Origin of the sequence: Sinomonas notoginsengisoli (genome assembly GCF_021554725.1) — a bacterium.
Lineage (GTDB): Bacteria > Actinomycetota > Actinomycetes > Actinomycetales > Micrococcaceae > Sinomonas > Sinomonas notoginsengisoli.
In genome coordinates this window covers 912,132-930,872 of the sequence record NZ_JAIZDP010000001.1, presented here as the reverse complement: position 1 = coordinate 930,872, position 18,741 = coordinate 912,132, and the positions used below count along the sequence as shown (strand labels likewise).

At 69.1% G+C, this 18,741-nt stretch carries 20 protein-coding genes; 10 read left to right on the top strand and 10 right to left on the bottom strand.

Features of this window, described 5'->3' with window-relative positions; translation table 11 throughout:
* Positions 1-73: 73 nt before the first annotated feature.
* From LF262_RS04315 to LF262_RS04300, 4 genes are all read left to right on the top strand, one after another.
* On the top strand, positions 74-952 hold the full coding sequence (locus tag LF262_RS04315; RefSeq protein WP_235779007.1) for an LOG family protein: 879 nt from the start codon (positions 74-76) through the stop codon (positions 950-952).
* Complete coding sequence (locus tag LF262_RS04310) at positions 949-1,302, top strand: DivIVA domain-containing protein (protein ID WP_235779006.1); 354 nt, start codon at positions 949-951, stop codon at positions 1,300-1,302. The genes LF262_RS04315 and LF262_RS04310 overlap by 4 nt, the downstream gene beginning before the upstream one ends.
* A complete protein-coding gene (locus tag LF262_RS04305; RefSeq protein WP_235779005.1) occupies positions 1,295-2,524 on the top strand; it encodes a putative hexosyltransferase in 1,230 nt (409 codons plus the stop codon). The genes LF262_RS04310 and LF262_RS04305 overlap by 8 nt, the downstream gene beginning before the upstream one ends.
* Before the next feature lie 135 nt (positions 2,525-2,659).
* Positions 2,660-2,827, top strand: coding sequence for a DUF3117 domain-containing protein (locus LF262_RS04300; protein ID WP_235779004.1), 168 nt, complete (start codon positions 2,660-2,662; stop codon positions 2,825-2,827).
* A gap of 70 nt (positions 2,828-2,897) precedes the next feature.
* On the opposite strand, the gene LF262_RS04295 is transcribed toward LF262_RS04300, so the two are convergent.
* Entirely contained in the window at positions 2,898-3,530 is a 633-nt protein-coding gene (locus LF262_RS04295) for an O-methyltransferase (protein WP_235779003.1), read from the bottom strand.
* 239 nt (positions 3,531-3,769) lie between these two features.
* Here LF262_RS04295 and sigE point away from each other — a divergent pair, with 239 nt between their 5' ends.
* The 3 genes from sigE to LF262_RS04280 are packed head-to-tail and all read left to right on the top strand — an operon-like array spanning position 3,770 to position 5,362.
* Positions 3,770-4,393: an RNA polymerase sigma factor SigE gene (gene sigE, locus LF262_RS04290; protein WP_235779002.1), complete on the top strand. Its 624-nt coding sequence runs from the start codon at positions 3,770-3,772 to the stop codon at positions 4,391-4,393.
* Between the two features lie 9 nt (positions 4,394-4,402).
* The gene (locus LF262_RS04285; protein WP_235779001.1) at positions 4,403-4,912 is read left to right on the top strand and encodes a hypothetical protein; all 510 of its coding nucleotides are present in this window, start codon (positions 4,403-4,405) and stop codon (positions 4,910-4,912) included.
* A 57-nt stretch (positions 4,913-4,969) separates the two neighbouring features.
* Positions 4,970-5,362: a twin-arginine translocase TatA/TatE family subunit gene (locus LF262_RS04280; RefSeq protein ID WP_235779000.1), complete on the top strand. Its 393-nt coding sequence runs from the start codon at positions 4,970-4,972 to the stop codon at positions 5,360-5,362.
* Positions 5,363-5,473: 111 nt separating this feature from the next.
* On the opposite strand, the gene LF262_RS04275 is transcribed toward LF262_RS04280, so the two are convergent.
* The 3 genes from LF262_RS04275 to LF262_RS04265 are packed head-to-tail and all read right to left on the bottom strand — an operon-like array spanning position 5,474 to position 8,476.
* Positions 5,474-6,598, bottom strand: a complete 1,125-nt coding sequence (locus LF262_RS04275) for an Mrp/NBP35 family ATP-binding protein (protein WP_235778999.1) — start codon at positions 6,596-6,598, stop codon at positions 5,474-5,476.
* Complete coding sequence (locus tag LF262_RS04270) at positions 6,595-7,206, bottom strand: DUF1003 domain-containing protein (RefSeq protein ID WP_235778998.1); 612 nt, start codon at positions 7,204-7,206, stop codon at positions 6,595-6,597. Before LF262_RS04270 ends, LF262_RS04275 begins: the two co-directional genes overlap by 4 nt.
* Positions 7,199-8,476 (bottom strand): magnesium transporter MgtE N-terminal domain-containing protein, encoded by a 1,278-nt coding sequence (locus LF262_RS04265; protein WP_235778997.1) that lies wholly within the window; start codon positions 8,474-8,476, stop codon positions 7,199-7,201. The genes LF262_RS04270 and LF262_RS04265 overlap by 8 nt, the downstream gene beginning before the upstream one ends.
* Positions 8,477-8,560: 84 nt before the next feature.
* Here LF262_RS04265 and LF262_RS04260 point away from each other — a divergent pair, with 84 nt between their 5' ends.
* Positions 8,561-9,499, top strand: coding sequence for a YflT domain-containing protein (locus LF262_RS04260; RefSeq protein ID WP_235778996.1), 939 nt, complete (start codon positions 8,561-8,563; stop codon positions 9,497-9,499).
* Positions 9,500-9,545: 46 nt separating this feature from the next.
* Here LF262_RS04260 and LF262_RS04255 read toward each other — a convergent pair whose 3' ends face one another.
* Positions 9,546-11,093 (bottom strand): aminopeptidase P family protein, encoded by a 1,548-nt coding sequence (locus LF262_RS04255; protein WP_235778995.1) that lies wholly within the window; start codon positions 11,091-11,093, stop codon positions 9,546-9,548.
* Between the two features lie 90 nt (positions 11,094-11,183).
* Here LF262_RS04255 and LF262_RS04250 point away from each other — a divergent pair, with 90 nt between their 5' ends.
* Both LF262_RS04250 and LF262_RS04245 read left to right on the top strand, forming a co-directional pair.
* Complete coding sequence (locus tag LF262_RS04250; protein ID WP_235778994.1) at positions 11,184-12,032, top strand: PHP domain-containing protein; 849 nt, start codon at positions 11,184-11,186, stop codon at positions 12,030-12,032.
* A 123-nt stretch (positions 12,033-12,155) separates the two neighbouring features.
* The gene (locus LF262_RS04245; RefSeq protein WP_235778993.1) at positions 12,156-12,539 is read left to right on the top strand and encodes a hypothetical protein; all 384 of its coding nucleotides are present in this window, start codon (positions 12,156-12,158) and stop codon (positions 12,537-12,539) included.
* Between the two features lie 6 nt (positions 12,540-12,545).
* Here the strand turns inward: LF262_RS04245 and LF262_RS04240 are convergent, their stop codons facing one another.
* From LF262_RS04240 to thiE, 5 genes are all read right to left on the bottom strand, one after another.
* Positions 12,546-13,421 (bottom strand): DNA-methyltransferase, encoded by an 876-nt coding sequence (locus tag LF262_RS04240; RefSeq protein WP_235778992.1) that lies wholly within the window; start codon positions 13,419-13,421, stop codon positions 12,546-12,548.
* Positions 13,422-13,427: 6 nt separating this feature from the next.
* Complete coding sequence (locus tag LF262_RS04235) at positions 13,428-15,296, bottom strand: DEAD/DEAH box helicase (RefSeq protein WP_235778991.1); 1,869 nt, start codon at positions 15,294-15,296, stop codon at positions 13,428-13,430.
* A 293-nt stretch (positions 15,297-15,589) separates the two neighbouring features.
* Positions 15,590-17,176, bottom strand: coding sequence for an RNB domain-containing ribonuclease (locus tag LF262_RS04230; RefSeq protein ID WP_235778990.1), 1,587 nt, complete (start codon positions 17,174-17,176; stop codon positions 15,590-15,592).
* A 26-nt stretch (positions 17,177-17,202) separates the two neighbouring features.
* Positions 17,203-18,051, bottom strand: coding sequence for a prephenate dehydratase (locus tag LF262_RS04225; RefSeq protein ID WP_235778989.1), 849 nt, complete (start codon positions 18,049-18,051; stop codon positions 17,203-17,205).
* Positions 18,048-18,734 carry a thiamine phosphate synthase gene (gene thiE / locus LF262_RS04220; RefSeq protein WP_235778988.1) on the bottom strand — a complete coding sequence of 229 codons (687 nt, stop codon included), beginning with the start codon at positions 18,732-18,734 and terminating at the stop codon, positions 18,048-18,050. The genes LF262_RS04225 and thiE overlap by 4 nt, the downstream gene beginning before the upstream one ends.
* Positions 18,735-18,741 lie beyond the last annotated feature (7 nt).

The window sequence follows — 18,741 nt, the reverse complement described above, 5'->3', positions numbered from 1 at the left end:
GATTGGCCGCCGGGGCTCGGATGGCGCCGGTATACGCGGGGAATCGTGATTGAAGCGAGACTAGCCTTGGTCCATGAGCACCGAATCGCAGCAGGGCGATGAGCCCACCACCTCGCGCAGCGCATCCCACGTTCCATGGCGCCGCAAGGGGCCGATCGAGCTGCGCCGCCGCCAGACGCAGCAGGGCACGGCGGACCAGCACCTTCTCGACACGAAGGGAGCCGGCCGGTTCGTCCACACAGATCCGTGGCGCGTGATGCGCATCCAGAGCGAGTTCGTCGAGGGATTCGGCGCTCTCGCCGAGCTCGGCCCGGCAGTGAGCGTCTTCGGCTCGGCCAGGACCAAGCCCGGCACGGAGTACTACGAGACGGCCACCGCCATCGGCCGCCTCCTCGCCGACTCCGGCGTCGCGGTCATCACCGGTGGCGGCCCGGGCTCGATGGAGGCCGCCAACCGCGGAGCCGTCGAGGGCGCGGGCACCTCGGTAGGGCTCGGGATCGAGCTCCCGTTCGAGACCGGCCTCAACTCGTGGGTCGACTTGGGCGTCAACTTCCGGTACTTCTTCGCCCGTAAGACGATGTTCGTCAAGTACGCGCACGGTTTCATCGTCCTCCCCGGAGGGCTCGGAACGCTCGATGAGCTCTTCGAAGCCATGGTGCTCGTCCAGACAGGGAAGGTGACGCAGTTTCCGATCGTACTTGTCGGGTCATCGTTCTGGAGCCCGCTCGTGGACTGGATCCGAGCGACGCTCGTGGGCGAGGGCATGATCTCCGAGGCTGATCTGGAGCTCATCTCGGTGGTCGATGACCCAGAAGCGGCCGTGACCCGCGTCCTCGCGGGGTTGGGCGAGACGGAGCGTCGCGGCGGCATGTTCGGCAATGCCGACGTCGATGACGACACCGACGACGAGGGATGGCCGCGCGGAATGGCCGGCACCACGGAGGGCGTGTGAGCGTCTTCCTCGTCTTCATTGCCATTCTCCTTGCCGCTGGCCTCGCATGGTTCGCCGTCGGTGTCGCGCGCGGTTCCTCTCGCGCACTCCCGCCCATTGAGGGGGATGGACTCGAGGAGCCGCCGACCGGCCTGCCGCCTGTGCTCCTGCCCGAGCACCCCAACCCCGAGGACATTGACGCGGTGCGGTTCGCGCTCGCGTTCCGCGGCTACCGCATGGACCAGGTAGACCAGGTCCTCGCCCGGCTGCGGGACCGCATCAGCGTCCAGGCCGCACTGATCCAGGCGCTCACTGCCCAGCTGAAGGCCGAACCGGCGGCTCGCCCGGAGGAGCAGGCTGCCGATGACTGATGTGCGGCCCACGGTGCTGCACACCGCCCTAAGCGCCGGGGTCCGCCACGCGGCGGCCAGATTCGCGGCGTTCCCGTCGTGGATCCAAGTCCTGGTCGTCTACGCCGCGAGCCGCGTGGTGAGCTTCTGCATTATCGCTGCCGCCGCGCTCCAGCAGGAGGTGAACCCGTGGCTCGCCCCCCGGCCGGACTACTGGCACTTCGTCCAGATCTGGGATTCGGAGTGGTACGGCCGGATCGTGCAGAACGGCTACCCGTCCACTCTGCCGCGCTCCGCCACCGGGAGCCTCCAGCAGAATGCCTGGGCGTTCTACCCCGTGTTCCCCCTGCTCGTGCGCCTGTTGAGCGGGATCCCGGGGATTCCATGGGAGGCGTGGGCGCAGGTGGTGGCCCTCGTCGCGGGGTTCGCTGCCGCCGTCGTCATCTACAGGCTCTTCCGGCATCGCGCCGACCACTCCGATGCGCTGTGGGGCGTCGTCTTCGTCGCATTCTTCCCCATTTCGCCGATCCTCCAGATCCCGTACGCCGAGTCGCTCGCCCTGCTGTTCCTGGCATGGGCGCTCTTGTGGGTTGTCGAGCGCCGCTATCTGGCCGCGATCCCCGTCGTCGCCGTCCTTGCCCTGACCCGCCCCGTCGGGGTTCCGTTCGCGCTCATGCTCGGCGTCCTGTTCCTGGTCAAGGCCGCCCAGCTCAGGACCGGACGCACGACGGCGGCCGAGCTGGCCCGCCTCGCCGGGTTGGCTGCCGCCGGGGTCGCCTCCGCGGCGGCATGGCCGCTGATCGCGTGGTGGCAAACCGGAGTCCCGGATGCCTATACGGCGACGGAGACCGTCTGGCGCGGCGGACCGCTCGTTCCCTTCCTGCCCTGGTTTGACACGGGTCAGTTTCTCTTCGGGCCGTTCTTCGGGATGCTGGCACCGTTCGCACTCGTGGCGGTCGCCGCGCTGTACTTCACGAGCACGCACGTGCGCCGCATCGGCGTGGAGATGGCACTGTGGTGCGGGGCGTACGTGGCCTACCTGCTGGCTGTCCTGCACCCGCAGACGAGCACCTTCCGAATGATGCTGCCCCTGTTCCCCCTCGCGCTTGCCGGTGTCCGCCTCTCCCGATCACGGTCCTACCGGTGGACCGCGCTCGTGATGTTCGTCCTCCTGCAGATCGTGTGGGTCGTGTGGCTGTGGGTCTGGGCCCGGCTGCCCGAGGGAGGCGACTGGCCGCCGTAGAGCGGTGAGCAGAGCCGTCCTTGGCTGCTTCCGAATCGGCACGCCCGTACCGGTCCTTGGCTACCCCAGGGTACGCCGGCTGGTAATGTTGTCAGCAGCACATCGTGCGGATGACCGACTGGAGGGGAAAAGCAGATGGCAGCCATGAAACCGCGTACCGGTGATGGGCCGATGGAGGTCACCAAGGAGGGCCGGAGCCTGATCATGCGGGTCCCACTCGAGGGTGGCGGTCGGTTGGTCGTCGAGCTCAATGCCGAGGAGGCAGCGGAGCTCAAGGAATGCCTCGTCGGCGTCACGAAGTAGGCAGAAGCTTCATCAAGGGCCGGTCTCATGGGACCGGCCCTCGGCGTGTCTCAGGGGATTCCTCTCCACCTCATCGGCGCGCGGCGACGATGAGGCCGTCTCCGGTGGGGAGGATCGAGGCTGCGAGGCGCTCGTCCGAACCGAGGGCCCGGTGGAGTTCGCGCAGTCGCATGGTCGTCGGCTCGCGGTGCGCGGGATTGGAGACGCGGTCGCGGTCCAAGGCGTCGTTGACCACGAGGAGACCGCCGGGACGGAGCAACCGGACCCCCTGCTCTGCGTACAGCAGTGCGTTGGCCTTGTCGGCGTCGACGAACACGAGGTCGTACGCGCCGTCGGTGAGCCGCGGCAGCACGGCCTCGGCCCTCCCGGGGATGGTCCGGATCCGGTTGGACCGGATACCGGCCTCGGCGAAGGACTGCCGGGCAGCCTTGAGGTGCTCGACGTCGCGGTCAATCGTGGTGAATACTGCGTGCCCCGGCAGGCCGCGGAGGATGCAGATGCCCGAGACGCCGGCCCCCGAGCCGATCTCGACCGCGGCGTGCGATTTCGACGCCGCTGCGAGGACGGTCAGGACTGCTCCGACTCCCGGGCTCACCGGTGTGACTCCAAGCTCGAACGAGCGCTCCCGGGCCCGCTCCAACACCACGTCCTCGGACGCGAACGCCTCGGTGTAGGACCAACTGGTGGACTTGTCGGTGCTCATGATTCGCTTTCGCTCCGGTTCCGTGACCATCGGGGAACTGATCCAGCCTATCGTTCTGGGACCTTTCCTTCTGGAACGGGTGCGGGAGCCCGCGCATCCAGCCCTTGTACGCTGGGGGCGGAACATCGAGCCAACTCACAGCATGTACTGGCACACTTGAGTATCCGAGCGGCCTCATCGACACCGGCACTCCGACTGGCCGGGCCGCAGGCAGACGAAGCAAAGGCAGGTGTGTGGACGTGTCAGCTGGACCGGCCGCGGCCACCCCAACCCCCTACGAGGTCCCCGAGGGCGAGCCTTGGGTTCCTCCCACGTGGGAAGAAGTCGTCACACAGCATTCTGCCAAGGTCTACCGCCTCGCGTACCGGCTCACGGGTAACCAGCACGACGCCGAGGACCTGACCCAGGAAGTCTTCGTCCGTGTGTTCCGCTCGCTCGAGAACTTCCGGCCCGGCACGCTTGACGGCTGGCTGCACCGCATCACCACGAACCTCTTCCTCGATCAGGCACGCCGCAAGGGCCGAATCCGGTTCGACGCCTTGGCCGAGGACGCCGAGTCGCGGCTCCCCGGACGGGAGCCCGGGCCGGAGCGCAGCTACGAGATGAACAACCTCGACCTCGACGTCCAGGCCGCCCTCGAAGAGCTTCCTCCTGATTTCCGGGCCGCTGTTGTCCTGTGCGACCTCGAGGGACTCTCCTATGACGAGGTCGCCGACGCCCTGGGCGTCAAACTGGGCACAGTCCGGAGCCGCATCCACCGTGGCCGAACGCTTCTGCGTGAGAAGCTCGCGCACCGCGATCCGCGTCGGGGCGCTGCCAAGAAGCGGATCTCGCTGCCGCGCGTCGCCCGCGGCACGCGCTGAGGGGGCTGCATGGGTCTGCCACGGTGGAGGGATCTCCTCCCTGACGAGCATTCTGGATCGACCGCCCACGTCAGCGGCTGCGCTGACTGCCGGGGCAGGCTCGAGACTGAGCGTCGATACCTCGCTTCCCTGCATCATGCCGAAGTCCCACATGCGAGCCACGCGCTCCACGAGAGGCTGCTCGAGCACACACAGTATCTCGCGGCCCAAGAAGAGCACGCCGAGAGCGGATGCGGGAGGGGACGGAGTGCGACCCGGGCCGGGTTCGCGGCCTTGGCCGGTGCTGCCGCCTGCGCAGCAGCACTGGCGATCACGGCGTACGCCGTCGCGGGGGAGCCTCAGCATCCTGCGGCACCGGGGAACGGGGCCGCGGCGCTCGTCCGCACCGCCACCGGATCGGACCTGCCGAGCCGCATGGCACCGAGTGCTTCCACCACTACCACCGCGCCGTCCGACGAGCCCCTCGACAGGCTCGGACGCGGGCTGCGCATGGTGTTCGGGGCGTCAGGGCGGCCCTGATGGCCCTCTCCACGACGGAATCGCCCGCCCTCGCGGGCAGAAGGTAATGTTGCACGCGTGTTCGGAATCAACGGCCCGGAATTCCTGATCCTGCTGGTCATCGGCATCCTCGTGATCGGTCCCCAGCGGCTGCCCGAATACACCCAGAAGCTCACGAATATCGTGAAGGAGCTTCGCCGCATGGCCTCCGGCGCCCAGGAGCAGCTCAAGGAGGAAACAGGGGTAGACCTGAACGAGGTGGACTGGCGCAAGTACGATCCGCGTCAGTATGACCCGCGGAAAATCATCCGCAATGCGCTCCTCGACGACGATGGCCCTTCGGCGCCATCCACCGCGGCCGCTACAACCGCCGCGGCCAACGCTGCCTCGGCACCTCCCAGCGCGCCTGACCGGGTCGTGGAACGGCTCTCCAACGGCGAGAAGGCGCCGTTCGACTCCGAGGCCACCTGATTCACCCCGACGCGAGACCCCACAGTACTCCGCCAGAGACCCGCAGCATCACTTGCGGGTCTCTGGCATGTGGTCGCGGGGGTCCTGGCAGCACCCTCGTCGGTGAGACCGTCAGAGTGCGGGTGCCACGCCCAGGCTCCTGCCCGCGAGCCCGCGCGGCCGCGCCGCCAGACGGTCGGCAATGCTCCGCAGAACGGTGGCGGCGGGGGAGTCCGGGCGGCCCAGGACGATGGGCAGCCCAGCGTCCCCGCCCTCACGCAGCGCGACATCCAGTGGCACCTGCCCGAGCACCTCGACCGGGGCCCCGAGCACTTCCGTGAGCCTGGCGGCAACCCGCTGGCCCCCGCCGCTGCCGAATATCTCCATCACCGTGCCGTCTGGGAGGGTCAGCCCAGACATGTTCTCGATCACTCCGGCAACCTTCTGGCCCGTCTGCGCGGAGACGGAACCGGCCCGCTCGGCGACCTCCGCCGCGGCCGCCTGCGGCGTGGTGACGACGAGGAGTTCCGCGTTGGGCAGCAGCTGCGAGACCGAGATCGCGACGTCCCCCGTGCCGGGCGGAAGGTCGAGGAACAGCACGTCGAGGTCACCGAAGAACACGTCTCCGAGGAACTGCTCGAGCGCGCGGTGCAGCATGGGGCCGCGCCAGGCGACGGGCCGGTTCCCCTTCACGAACATCCCGATCGAGATGACTTTGACTCCGTGGGCCACGGGGGGCAGGATCATGTCGTCCACCTGGGTCGGCGTGCCGCTGGCCCCTAGGAGCCCCGGGACCGAGAAGCCGTGGACGTCCGCGTCGACGATGCCCACGCGCAGCCCGCGCGAGGCCAGTTCGCAGGCGAGGTTGACAGTCACCGAGGACTTGCCGACCCCACCCTTCCCGCTGGCCACGGCATACACCTTGGTCAGCGAACCGGGCCGGCTGAATGGAATGCCGCGTTCGGGGCGGAGGCGTTCCCTGAGTTCCTGCCGCTGCTGGGGACTCATGACGTCCAGCTCGACCACGATGTCCTCGACCCCCCGGACTCCAGCGAGCGCAGCCCGTACATCGCCTTCGATCGTGCCGCGCAGCGGGCACCCCGCGATGGTGAGCAGCACGCGGACGGCGACCCGTGCGCCGTCGACCATCACCGACTGGAGCATACCGAGCTCATCGATCGGACGGCGGAGCTCCGGGTCGATGACCTGGTGCAGCGCCGTGCGGACCTCGCCCTCGGAGACAGGCGGCGTGCTCATTCGGTGCCATCCGTCTCAAGGATCCTCGGGACCTGCTGCGTCTTGGGGCTGTGCTGCTTGCGTTCCTTGCGTTCCTTGCGGGCCTTGGCCTCGACGCGCCGCTCGACATCCCGTTCCTCCGCGTCGCTTGCGAGGTCCTCGAGGAGGGAGCGGAGCTCAGACCGGACAAAGTCACGGGTGGCCACCTCGCGCAGCGCAAGGCGCAGAGAGGCGAGCTCCCGGGTGAGGTATTCGGTGTCGGCGAGGCTGCGCTCGTTCCGCGAACGGTCCTGTTCGATCTGCACCCTGTCGCGGTCGTCCTGCCGGTTCTGCGCGAGCAGGATGAGCGGCGCGGCGTACGAGGCCTGGAGCGAGAGGAGCAGCGTCAGGAGGGTGTAGTTCAGCGCCTTCGGGTCGAACTGCCACTCCTCGGGCCCGAAGGTGTTCCATCCGAGCCAGGCGACACAGAAGAGCGTCATGTATAGGAGGAAGCGCGGTGTGCCCATGTACCGCGCGAAGCTCTCGGCGAAGCGGCCGAACGCGTCAGGGTCGGGACTGAGGCGGGGAATGAGCCGCGTTCGCTGCTCGAGGGGCGTATCCAGACCGGGCAGCTTGCGGGGCTCAGCCAAAACGTCCTCCGAACTTCTTCACAGGCTCGCCGTCCTCATGCACGCGCCAGTCATCGGGCAGGAGGTGGTCGAGGAGGTCGTCAACGGTGACGGCACCCACGAGCCGGCCGGCCTCGTTGACTACCGCGATGGAATTCAGGTTGTACTGGGCCATGACGTGGGCTACCTCGCCGATGGACGCGAGGTCCTGGATCGGCTCGAGGTTCTTGTCCACGATCGAGCCGAGCTGCTCGGGAGGAGCGCTGCGCAGGAGCTGCTGGATGTGGACGGTGCCAAGATACCTGCCGGTAGGGGTCTCGAGCGGCGGCCGGCAGATGAAGATCGCCGAGGCGAGCGCGGGGCTGAGCTCCTCGCGGCGCACGTGGGCGAGGGCCTCGGCGACGGTGGCCTCGGGCGGCAGCACCACGGGGACCGGGGTCATGACCGACCCGGCAGTGCCCTCGTCGTACTGCAGGAGCCGGCGCACATCCTCGGCCTCCTCGGGCTCCATGAGCCGCAGGAGCTCCTCTGCCTTCTCGACCGGGAGGTCGCCAAGGAGGTCCGCGGCATCGTCCGGGTCCATTTCCTCGAGCACGTCGGCGGCGCGCTCGAGGTCGAGTGCGGAGAGGATCTCGACCTGGTCGTCCTCGGGGAGCTCCTGGAGGACGTCGGCGAGGCGCTCGTCCTGGAGTTCTGAGACGACCTCGAAGCGGCGCTGGTCGCTCATCTCCTGCATGGCGTCAGCGAAGTCCGCGGGCTTGAGGTCCTCGTGGGTGGCGAGGAACTGCGTCGCGCCGCGGGGCTGGCCGGCGGCATGGCGCGTGTCCTCCCAGTCGACGAGCAGAGTCTCTCCGCGCCGCAGGCTCCGCAGCCCGCGTCCGCCCTGCAGCCGCCGCACGAACAGCTTGCTCACGAGCCAGTCGCCGTTGCGCTGCTGGTCCATGGCCAGATCTTCAATGGCGGCCTCGGTGCCGTCCTCCACCAGCGTCACATGGCGGTCGAAGACGTCGCCCAGAACGAGCTGCTCCGCACCGCGCTGCTCGAACCGGCGCAGGTTGATGAGCCCCGTCGTGATGATCTGGGACTGGTCCATGCTCGTCACACGCGTCATCGGAACGAACACCCGGCGCTTTCCGGGAACTTCCACGACGATCCCCACTGCCTGGGGGGGCCGCTCGCCGCGGGGGAGCACGACGACGTCGCGCAGTCGCCCGACCCTGTCGCCGGCAGGGTCGAACACGTCGAGGCCGAGGAGCCTGGCGACGAACACGCGTGTGGGGGTCCAACTCACGGCTCTAGGCTACTCCAGCCAACTCAGTGCTCACTCTGAGCGGAAACCTGCGCGCGGCGCGGCCGGACGGGTAAGAATGGGGGTATGTCCAACATGTTCGGTTCCGCCAAGCCCGCCGACGAGGCCCGCACGCTCCCGCAGGGCGAAACCGTCGGCTCGTACACCTCCTACCTCGATGCGCAGAAGGCCGTGGACTATCTCGCCGACCAGCAGTTCCCGGTTGAGCTGGTGGCGATCATCGGCAATGACCTCAAGCTCGTCGAGCGGGTCACTGGGCGCCTGAGCTACCCGCGCGTGGCGCTCAACGGGGCGCTGAGCGGTATGTGGTTCGGCCTGTTCGTGGGTGTGCTGCTCTCCTTCTTCACCCCGAACGGAAGCTACTTCTCGATCATCACGTCGGTGCTGATGGGTGCCGCCTTCTTCATGCTGTTCGGGATCGTGACGTACGCGATGCAGCGCGGCAAGCGCGACTTCACCTCGACCAGCCAGGTCATCGCGAGCAACTATGACGTGATCGTCGGCCAGGAGGTGGCGCACGAGGCGCGTCGGCTCCTCTCCCAGCTGCCGATGGGGCAGGGCGCGGCGCATACGGGCTGGGGACACCAAGGACATGACCAGCAGGGGTACGGCCCGAACGGCTACGGCCAGCACGGCCAGGACTGGGGTCAGCACCAGCAGGGCGGCTACGGCCAGCAGGGTGGCCAGCAGTGGCAGCCGCCTGAGCAGGCCGAGCCCAAGCGCCCTTCGGGGTGGAGCGACCCGTACGGCGTCAACGCTGCCGAGCCGCCGGTGAACGCAGCCGGGCAGGAGGCCCAGCCCCATCCCGAACAGCCTTCGGCCCGCGAATCGCGGCCCGGCTACCACGATCTGCCCGACGGCCGGCCCCAGTATGGGGTGCGCGTGGATCCCGAACACTCCCAGCAGGCGGCTCCCCGTGAGGACGAGACCGCTCCCCGGGCGGAAGAGGGCGGCCAGGAGGGTGAGGAGCACAAGCACGACGGCGGCGCTCACCGCGGCGCCTAGCCGCACCTGGGATTGCGACGCCTCCGTGCAGGACCAGGCCAGCCCGTCAGCGCAGTGACGCCACCCAGGCCTCCACGTCGTCGGGAGTGCGGGGGAGCGCAGCGCTGAGGTTCACGGGGCCTTCGGTGGTCATGAGGATGTCGTCCTCGATGCGCACCCCGATGCCGCGGTACTCCTCTGGGACCGCGAGGTCCTCAGCCTTGAAGTAGAGGCCGGGCTCGATGGTGAAGGCCATGCCCGGGGCGAGCTCTCCATCGAGGTAGAGCTCGCGGCGTGCCTGGGCGCAGTCGTGCACGTCGAGTCCGAGATGGTGGCTCGTCCCGTGCGGCATCCAGCGCCGGTGCTGCTGGCCGGAGTCGGACAGTGCCTCCGCTGCCGTCACGGGAAGGATGCCCCACTCCTCGAGCCGTGCGGCGAGGACCTCCATGGCGGCGGCATTGACCTGGCGGAACTTCACTCCGGGCTTGGCGGCGGCGAACGCGGCGTCCGCGGCGTCGAGCACGGCCTGGTAGATGCGGCGCTGGACCTCGGAGAACGTCCCGTTCACCGGCACGGTTCGGGTGACGTCCGCGGTGTACAGGGACTCCGCCTCGACGCCGGCGTCCACGAGGAGCAGGTCGCCGTCGCGAACGGACCCGGTGTTGCGGATCCAGTGCAGCACCGTGGCATTGTTGCCTGCGGCAGCGATGGTCTCGTACCCGAGGTCGTTGCCCACCTCGCGGGCTTTGGCGAAGAACACGCCCTCCACGACGCGCTCGCCTCGGCGGTGGGCCACCGCCCGGGGGAGGGCCTTGACGATCTCCTCGAAGCCGGCAGCCGTGGCCGCGATGGCCTCGCGCATCTGGCCGGCCTCCCACTCGTCCTTGATGAGCCGCAGCTCGGAGAGTGCCTCGGCCAGCTGCTCGTCGAGGGCGTCGAATTCGCTCAGGTCAAGGGTGTCCTGGTCCTGGGCCGTGTTGTACCGGGCGGTGTCTACGAGGGCATCGATGTTCTCATCGACCTTGCGCACCAGGCGGATCGAGATGCCGCCGATCGCCGGGGAGCCCACTCCCTTGGTGACCGCGACCTCGAGGCCGTCGATGTGCGCGGTCGCGATGCCGAGGCGAGCTTCGAGTTCGGCGAGGGTGGGCCGGGCGCCGACCCAGAACTCGCCCGATCTGGCGTCCGCATAGAACTGCTCCGTGTCCCGGCCGGCAAGGGGACGGAAGTACAGGGTGGCGCTGTGGTGGCCGCCGCCGTCGCCCGTGCCCTCGTCCACGGGCTCGAGGATCAGCACGGCGTCAGGCTCGTGGTCCAGGCCGAGCCCGGTGAGGTGGGCGAATGCCGAGTGGGGCCTGAAGCGGTAGTCGGTGTCATTGGACCTGACCTTCGGCGGGCCGGCGGGAATGACGAGACGCTCGCCCGGGAAGCGGTCCGAGATCGCACGACGGCGCCGGGCGGCGAAGTCCGCTACCTCGTCGCGCTCGGGGAGCGGCGCGTCAGCCGGGGCCCACTGGGAGGCCATGAAACTCCTGAAGGCCTCTGAGGTGGGCCGCTGGGAGCGGTTGTTGACACGGTCCTGGAGGGGCTGCTCTGCGGGATCTGAAACACTCATTATTCCATTGTTCCACCGGGCTCCGCGATGTCCAGCAGGTCCGCGCATGGCGAAGGCGCGTGCACCGCGTCCCGGCGCTATCGTGGGGGCGTGAGGATCGATCTGCATGCCCACTCCAGGGTCTCCGATGGGACTGAGACGCCGACGGAGCTCGTCGCCGCCGCGGTGGAGGCGCGCCTCGACGTCCTCGCCATCACGGACCATGATTCGACGTCCGGCTGGGACGAAGCGGCCGACGCCGCGCGGAGACTCGGCCTGACGCTCGTCCCCGGGATGGAAGTCTCCTGCCGGACGCCGGAGGGCATCAGCGTCCACGTCCTCAGCTACCTCCAGGACCCGGCGCACGCGGGCCTGCTCGAGGAGATCACGAAGGCCAAGGACGCCCGCCTGTCAAGGGCCGAGCACATGGTCTCGCTCCTCGCCGAGGACTATCCGCTCTCCTGGGACGATGTGACCCGGCACCTCGCGCCCGGCGCCACGGTAGGCCGGCCCCACATCGCAGACGCGCTCGTCGCCGCAGGGGTCGTGGACGACCGCGCCGAGGCGTTCGCCACCATCCTGTCCTCCCGTGCGCGCTATTTCGTCCAGCACTACGCCCCCGAGCCGGCGCTCGCGGTGGAGCTCGTCAGGGCGGCCGGGGGCGTGCCCGTGTTCGCGCACCCCGTGGCCTCCGCCCGCGGCCGGACGGTCGGAGAGTCCGTGTACCGGGAGATGATCGACGCAGGACTGGCCGGCCTCGAGGTGTTCCACCGGGACAACCCCGAGGACCGCCGCCCGTTCCTCACGCACCTTGCCAGCGAGGCCGGGCTCTTTGTCACGGGATCATCGGACTACCACGGGGCCGGGAAGCCGAACCGGCTCGGCGAGAATGTCACCACTCCCGAGGCCTTCGGTGAGATCGAACGCCAGGGGCGAGGCACCGCCGTCGTGCGGCCGTGAACTTTTCTCCAGTCGCTTGACTTTCTCTGACACTGCGAGAACGCTGGGATCGCCGGGGCCGACGACGGCGAACCCGCTGCCGCCGGAAAGCGCACACTCGCATCAGATGAGACGGAGTGACCGATGTTCCGAAAGACCCTCGCGGCGCTTGGCGTCGCGGCAGCCTTGACCCTTGTTCCGACCACTGCACACGCCCTCGACTGCACCAACCTGAGCAAGCCGCCCTACGCCGGGAGCGAGTACATAGAAGCCGCTCCAGGCTTGCTTGTGCACCTCCAGGGCAACTGGGCGTTCCTCAAGGCCCCGTGGGCTCCCGATGGCTACTGGACGTTCGTCCCTCCGGGCACCATTCCGCTCGCGCCCGGCGCCAACGGCAACTACCAGAACGGTGAGGGGTTCGCACTCCTGTTCAACGCCCATTGTGATTCGAAGGGCCAGGTGCTCGCGAAGCGGCAGACGACGAACGGCGTCCAGCTCATGAGCGGATGTTCGGAGGCCCCACACTGATCCGGCTCATCCCCTGACGACCTGTGCGGAGGGGAGCCTGGCAGCCATGATGGCGACGGCCTGCGGGTTCTCGTCCACACACACGAACCGCCGACCGAGGCGCTGGGCCACCGCGCCCAGCGTTCCGGACCCGGCGAAGAAGTCCAGCACCCAGTCGCCCTGGCGGCTCGAGGCGGCGACCATGCGCCGCACGAGCCCCTCGGGCTTCTGGGTGGGATAGCCGGTCTTCTCCCGCCCGGTGGGGGAGACGATGGTGTGCCACCACACGTCCGTGGGGAGCTTGCCGAGCTCGCGCTTCTCAGCCGTCACAAGGCCCGGAGCCATGTACGGCTCGCGGTCTACCTCGGTGGAGTCGAAGTGGTACCTGATCGGGTCCTTGACATAGACGAGCACGTTGTCGTGCTTCGTGGGCCAGCGGCGCTTGGTCCGCGCGCCGTAGTCGTAGGCCCAGATGATCTCGTTGAGGAAGCAGTCCCGGCCGAAGATCGCATCGAGCATGACCTTCGCGTAGTGCGCTTCCCGGTAGTCCAGGTGCAGGTACAGCGTCCCGTCCTCTGCGAGGAGGCGCCACGCCTCGATGAGCCTGGGCTCGAGGAAGGCCCAGTAGTCACTGAACGCGTCGTCGTAGTGGTGGAGGGCACCCTTGATCGTCTCGTAGCGCTGGCCGGAGAACCCGATGCGGTCCCCGTCCGCGCTGCGGACCATGCTCAGCTCCTGGCGCTTCTGCGAGCGGCCCGTGTTGAACGGCGGGTCGATGTAGACCATTGTGAAGGCCCCGTCCGGCAGGTGCGGAAGGACCACGGCATTGTCGCCGTGCACCACGAGGTCCCGTCCGTCGGGGGACCAGAGCCCACCAGCGGACCGAGCGCCAGCTACGCCCACCTCCGTCTACTCGGCCTCGGTCCGCGAGACGACCTCGCCATTGCGCCGGCGCGTGCGGCGCCGCCGGGCCGCTGCGACCCCGCGGTCTAGGGGAGCGCCGTCCTCGCCGTCCATGAGGTGGACTGCCAGGGCGGAGGACCGCGTCGCCGGCGCAGCCTCAGCAGGCTGCTTGGCAGCAGGGGCCTGCGGGCCAGCCTCGGCGGGCTCCTCGTTCCCACCGCGACGCCTACGACGACGCCGCCCCTCGCCGCTCGTCTCGGTGTGCGCCGGGCGGTCCGCGCGGCCGTGCCCGTGCCCGGACTTGCCCGCACCCTCAATCGGCTCGCCGGAGTCTGCCGTGGGTTCGGCAGCGGCCGTTGCGGCAGCGGCGTCGTCGTGCCCCTCAGCCCCGGCCTTCTGGATGCGTCCCTTGCCCCCGCGCCGACCGCGGCCCTCGCCGGCCGCCTCGTCGTGGCGCTTGCCCTTGGCCTTGCCGCCGTGGCGGGACGCCTTCTTGCCCGGTTCCCCGAGGTCCTCGAGCGCCTCGCCCGCCAGCCCCTCGAGCACCCGCTTGTCGCGAGGAAGGCGGCCCTTCGTGCCTACGGGAATGTCCAAGTCTGCGTACAGGTGCGGGGACGACGAGTAGGTCTCGACGGGCTCCGGGACGTTGAGCCCCAAGGCCTTGTTGATGAGCGTCCAGCGGGGCACGTCTTCCCAGTCGACGAACGTCACGGCGGTGCCCTTGTGGCCCGCACGGCCGGTGCGGCCCACGCGGTGCAGGTACGCCTTCTCATCTTCCGGGCACTGGAAGTTGATGACGTGGGTGACGTCCTCGACGTCGATGCCCCGAGCCGCGACGTCGGTGGCCACCAGGACGTCCACCTTGCCGTGGCGGAACGCGCGGAGCGCCTGCTCGCGGGCGCCCTGGCCCAGGTCGCCGTGGATGGCGCCTGCGGCGAAACCGCGGTCGATCAGCTCCTCGGCGAGCCTCGCCGCGGTGCGCTTGGTCTTCGTGAAGATGATGGTGCGGCCACGGCCCTCCGCCTGGAGGATGCGCGCCACGACCTCGCCCTTGTCGAGCTGGTGTGCCCGGTAGATCACCTGACGGATGTCCTTCTTGGTGATCGAATCGTCGTCGGGGTCAGCAGCGCGGATGTGGGTTGGCTGCGTCATGTACCGGCGGGCCATCGCGACGACGGGGCCGGGCATCGTGGCCGAGAACAGCAGGGTCTGACGAACAGGGGGAACGGCAGCCATGAGGGTCTCGACGTCCGGGAGGAACCCGAGGTCGAGCATCTCGTCCGCCTCGTCGAGCACGATCATGCGGACGTTCTTGAGGTTCAGGTGCCGCTGCCGGTGCAGGTCGATGAGGCGCCCCGGGGTCCCGACGACCACCTCGACGCCGCGCTGGAGCGCCTCGATCTGCGGCTCGTAGGCGCGGCCGCCGTAGATGACCTCGACGCGGAGCGTAGTGCGCTTGCCCGCCGTCTGGAGGTCCTTGCTCACCTGGACCGCGAGCTCGCGCGTCGGCACGACTACCAGCGCCTGCGGCGCTCCCGGCACCGGGAGCTTGGCGTAGTCGGGGTGCTCTGCAGGAATAGTCCTCTGGAGTGCAGGGATGCCGAAGCCGAGGGTCTTGCCCGTGCCGGTCTTGGCCTGGCCGATGATGTCATGCCCGCCGAGCGCAACGCCGAGCGTCATCGACTGGATCGGGAACGGGTTCAGGATTCCGGCGTCCGCCAGCGATTGGGCGATTTCCGGTGCGACCCCGTAGTCGGAGAACGTCTTGGCGCTCTCCTGACGTACGGGGGCGTCATTGGTAATGGTCTCCTCGGTCTCGAGTGTCTCGGTTCCCGAGTCGTCGGTCAGAAGGTCGTGCGTGTGGACTTCATTCACAGGGGGAAGGGTCCCTCTCCATCGGGGCCCGAGCGAGTCTCGCTCAACAGAGCGCCGCCGATCTGAATCGTGGGCGTCTGGAGCAGGAGCGCGCGCCGGCCAACCAGCGGAAGCCGATCGCGGGCTATCAAGGTGCCGGCGCCTGCCAGCGGGTGAAAGAGGATCGCATCAGTACGATCGGGCATCCAATAACTGTCCAATCGTACCGCGAATGCCACTGTTCCCCGGAATCGTGGCCGGCGACACACACCCCCGACCCCGCCGAGGGCACCCAGTGTGATGATCTCGGCGAGTCAGGCGAGCTCGAACAGGACCTTTCGGGCCGGCACGTCCGCCGTGACCAGTCGGACCCTGACCCGCGCGCCGGACTCCATCTCGCCCTCGCAGCGCGCCGTGACCGGCGGCTCCGAGAGCTGGACCGTCCCGAACGGGCGCAGCTGCTGGCCATTCGGCGCAGTCGAACCTTCGGCACCGACGGAGACACCGTTCTGCGAGCTCGCAATACGGTCCAGCGGCTGGTCCGGCCTGCCATTGCCCTGGATGCCCGACACGTTCCCTCCTGCGGGCTTAGACCCCGAGACGACCACGGCATCGAACTCCTGCCCCACTGAGTTGACGAGGAGGGCCGCCTCGACGATGTCCAAGGTGGCTCGCTCGACCTTGCCGGCGAGTTGGTCCGAGGAGGCCATGAGGGCCGGCAGATCAGGCAGCGCGGCACGAACCCACGCAGGAACCACGGCGCCGTTCGCGAGCGCCTCGCACAGGACCAGCACGAAGCGGTCCACAAGCCGTCGGAGGGGCGCGGTGGTGTGCGCATAGGGAGCCGCAATGGCGGCTTGGGCAGGGTTGGCGGGGACTTCGCCGTCGAACGGCGTGTAGGCGGCCCCGCGGAAGAGCGCGGCGGCGGCGTGGAGGATGGCGAGCTGGCGCGGCTCCGCTGCGTCGAGTGAGCGGAGGTACTCGCCGTACGGAAGCGAATCGTCCCAAGGCTTTCCGAGTGCCAGGGTCTGGCGGCGGAAGTGCCGCAGGGACTTCTCGTCGGGCGCGGGCATCGTTCGCAGGATGCCGATGCCGGCCTTCACCATGAGGTCAGCCGCCGCCATGCCGGTCATGAGGGAGATCTGCGCATTCCAGTCCTCAACGGGGCGCTGGGGCGCGATCTCGATCCTGTAGCCGCCCTCGTCCGTCGGCACGATCTCCTGCTCCGGGAGGTTCAGGCTCGCTCCGCCGCGGCGACGCTCGAGCTCGATCCGCTTGAGCCCCACCTCCTTCAGCAGCATGAGAGGCTCGACCGCCGTGCCGGAGTCGATCTGCTCCTGCACCTGCGCATAGTTCAACTTCGCCCGGCTCCGCACGCGCGCACGGAAAAGCCCGACGCGCGTCACCTCGCCCGAGGTGTGGAGGCGGAAGTCCCACACGAAGGCGCCGCGGACCGAGTCAGCGAGAAGGCTCCCGGCGTCGTCGGTGATGTCGCGCGGATGCAGGGGCACCTTGGAGTCCGCCGCATAGATGGTCTGGCCGCGTCGCCGCGTCTCGGCGTCGAGCGCGCCCTGGGGTCGTACGAACGCCGGGACATCGGCGATGGCGTAGCGCACCCGGTACCCCTCGCCATCGCGCTCGATGTGGAGGGCCTGGTCCAGATCCGTCGAGGTCGGCGGATCGATCGTGACGAACTCGACGCCGGTCGCGTCCTGGTCGGGCAGCGTCAGCGCGGCGATGGCCGCCTCGGCGTCTGCGACGGCCGGCGCGGGGTAGTCGGAGGCGAGCTCGAACTCCTCGCGCAGGGCGGCAAACGCCTCGGCGAGGGCCGCACCGCTGGCCTCAGCCTGCGGGCCTGCCTGTGGGCTCGCGCCCTTCGGGGTGAGTCGAGAATGGCCCATGGGGGCCAGCCTAGACCCGGCGGGCTCTACTGGGCCGAGCGGAGCCCGAACCGGTTCGGATGCGCGGGGAAGACGCCTAGGATCCTCAGCTCGGTCGAGAAGAACGCGAGTTCCTCGAGCGCACGGGCCAGTGGCGGCTCGTCGGGGTGTCCCTCAACGTCGACCATGAACATCGTGGCGGCGAACTTCCCATCCACCATGTAGCTCTCGAGCCGGGTCATGTTCACCCCATTCGTCGCGAACCCGCCGAGTGCCTTGTACAGGGCAGCGGGGATATTCCGGACGCGGAAGACGAAGCTCGTCACGTACGTGTCGCCGCCGGCCTGGGGGTACTCGCGCGGCCGGGACAGGATGACGAAGCGGGTGGTGTTGTGCTTCTGGTCCTCGATGTCGCTCGCGAGAACCGTCAGGCCGTAGCGTTCCGCGGCCAGCGGTGGGGCGATCGACAGCTTGGAGGGGTCCCCCCACTCGGCGACCTCGCGGGCCGATCCGGCGGTGTCCCCGGCCACGACCGGTGCGAGGCCGTGCTGCCGGATGAAGCCGCGGCACTGGGCCAAGGCGTGGACGTGGCTGTGGACCTCACGCGCGCCCTCGATCGTGGCGCCCGGGATTCCCATGAGGCTGAACCTGATCCGGAGGAAGTGCTCTCCGATGATCTGCAGGCTCGTGTCGGGGAGCAGGAGGTGGATGTCCGCGACCCGCCCCGCCACCGTGTTGTCGATCGGGATCATCGCCAGATCAGCCTGGCCCGAGGTCACGGCGCTGAACGCGTCCTCGAACGTGGCGCACGCGAGGGTCAGGGCGTCCGGGAACGCCTCGAGGGCGGCCATGTGCGAATTGGCGCCGGGCTCTCCCTGGTACGCGACCGTCGTCATGCGCGGGGGAGCGCGGGCAGGCCGGGCAGCTCCGCGCGGAGGCGGGCGGCGGCGTCGGCCGGGTCGCTGGCCTCGGTGACGGCGCGCACGACGACGACGCGGCTCGCCCCCGCCTGGACGGCCTCGGCGACGTTCGAGTGGTCGATCCCGCCAATGGCGAACCACGGCAGCGGGGCGCGGCCGGAATCGAGCGCCTCCCGGGTGCGACGTGCCGCGTGCTCGACGATGCCGAGCCCGACCGCGGAGCGTCCCGGCTTGGTCGGGGTGGCCCAGAGCGGGCCCGTGCAGAAGTAGTCCAGCCGGGCCGTCGCGGCTCCTGCGTGGGCAATCGCGGCGTCGACGAGGTCGGGCGAGTTCGTGGACAGGCCGACGATCACCGAATCGTCCACGACGCGGCGGACCGCGGCCAGTGACAGGTCCTTCTGGCCGACGTGGAACACCGGGGCGCCGGCGAGCAGAGCGATGTCCGCGCGGTCGTTGACGGCCCACAGCCTGCCGTGCCGTTCGGCGACGGCGCGCAGCACGTCAAGCAGCTCGAGCTCCTCGGCGGCCTCGATCGTCTTGTCGCGCAACTGGATGATGTCCACACCGCCGGAGAACGCCGCGTCGAGGAAATCCTCGAAGTCGCCGCGGCCCTTGCGGGCGTCGGTGCACACGTACAGCTGGGCATCGGTCACGAGCATGGAACTA

Coding starts and splice junctions, on each gene's coding strand:
- LF262_RS04315 (WP_235779007.1), top strand. CDS start 74: ATGAGCACCGAATCGCAGCAGGGCGATGAGCCCACCACCTCGCGCAGC.
- LF262_RS04305 (WP_235779005.1), top strand. CDS start 1,295: ATGACTGATGTGCGGCCCACGGTGCTGCACACCGCCCTAAGCGCCGGG.
- LF262_RS04300 (WP_235779004.1), top strand. CDS start 2,660: ATGGCAGCCATGAAACCGCGTACCGGTGATGGGCCGATGGAGGTCACC.
- LF262_RS04295 (WP_235779003.1), bottom strand. CDS start 3,530: ATGAGCACCGACAAGTCCACCAGTTGGTCCTACACCGAGGCGTTCGCG.
- LF262_RS04285 (WP_235779001.1), top strand. CDS start 4,403: ATGGGTCTGCCACGGTGGAGGGATCTCCTCCCTGACGAGCATTCTGGA.
- LF262_RS04275 (WP_235778999.1), bottom strand. CDS start 6,598: ATGAGCACGCCGCCTGTCTCCGAGGGCGAGGTCCGCACGGCGCTGCAC.
- LF262_RS04260 (WP_235778996.1), top strand. CDS start 8,561: ATGTCCAACATGTTCGGTTCCGCCAAGCCCGCCGACGAGGCCCGCACG.
- LF262_RS04255 (WP_235778995.1), bottom strand. CDS start 11,093: ATGAGTGTTTCAGATCCCGCAGAGCAGCCCCTCCAGGACCGTGTCAAC.
- LF262_RS04245 (WP_235778993.1), top strand. CDS start 12,156: ATGTTCCGAAAGACCCTCGCGGCGCTTGGCGTCGCGGCAGCCTTGACC.
- LF262_RS04230 (WP_235778990.1), bottom strand. CDS start 17,176: ATGGGCCATTCTCGACTCACCCCGAAGGGCGCGAGCCCACAGGCAGGC.
- LF262_RS04225 (WP_235778989.1), bottom strand. CDS start 18,051: ATGACGACGGTCGCGTACCAGGGAGAGCCCGGCGCCAATTCGCACATG.
- thiE (WP_235778988.1), bottom strand. CDS start 18,734: ATGCTCGTGACCGATGCCCAGCTGTACGTGTGCACCGACGCCCGCAAG.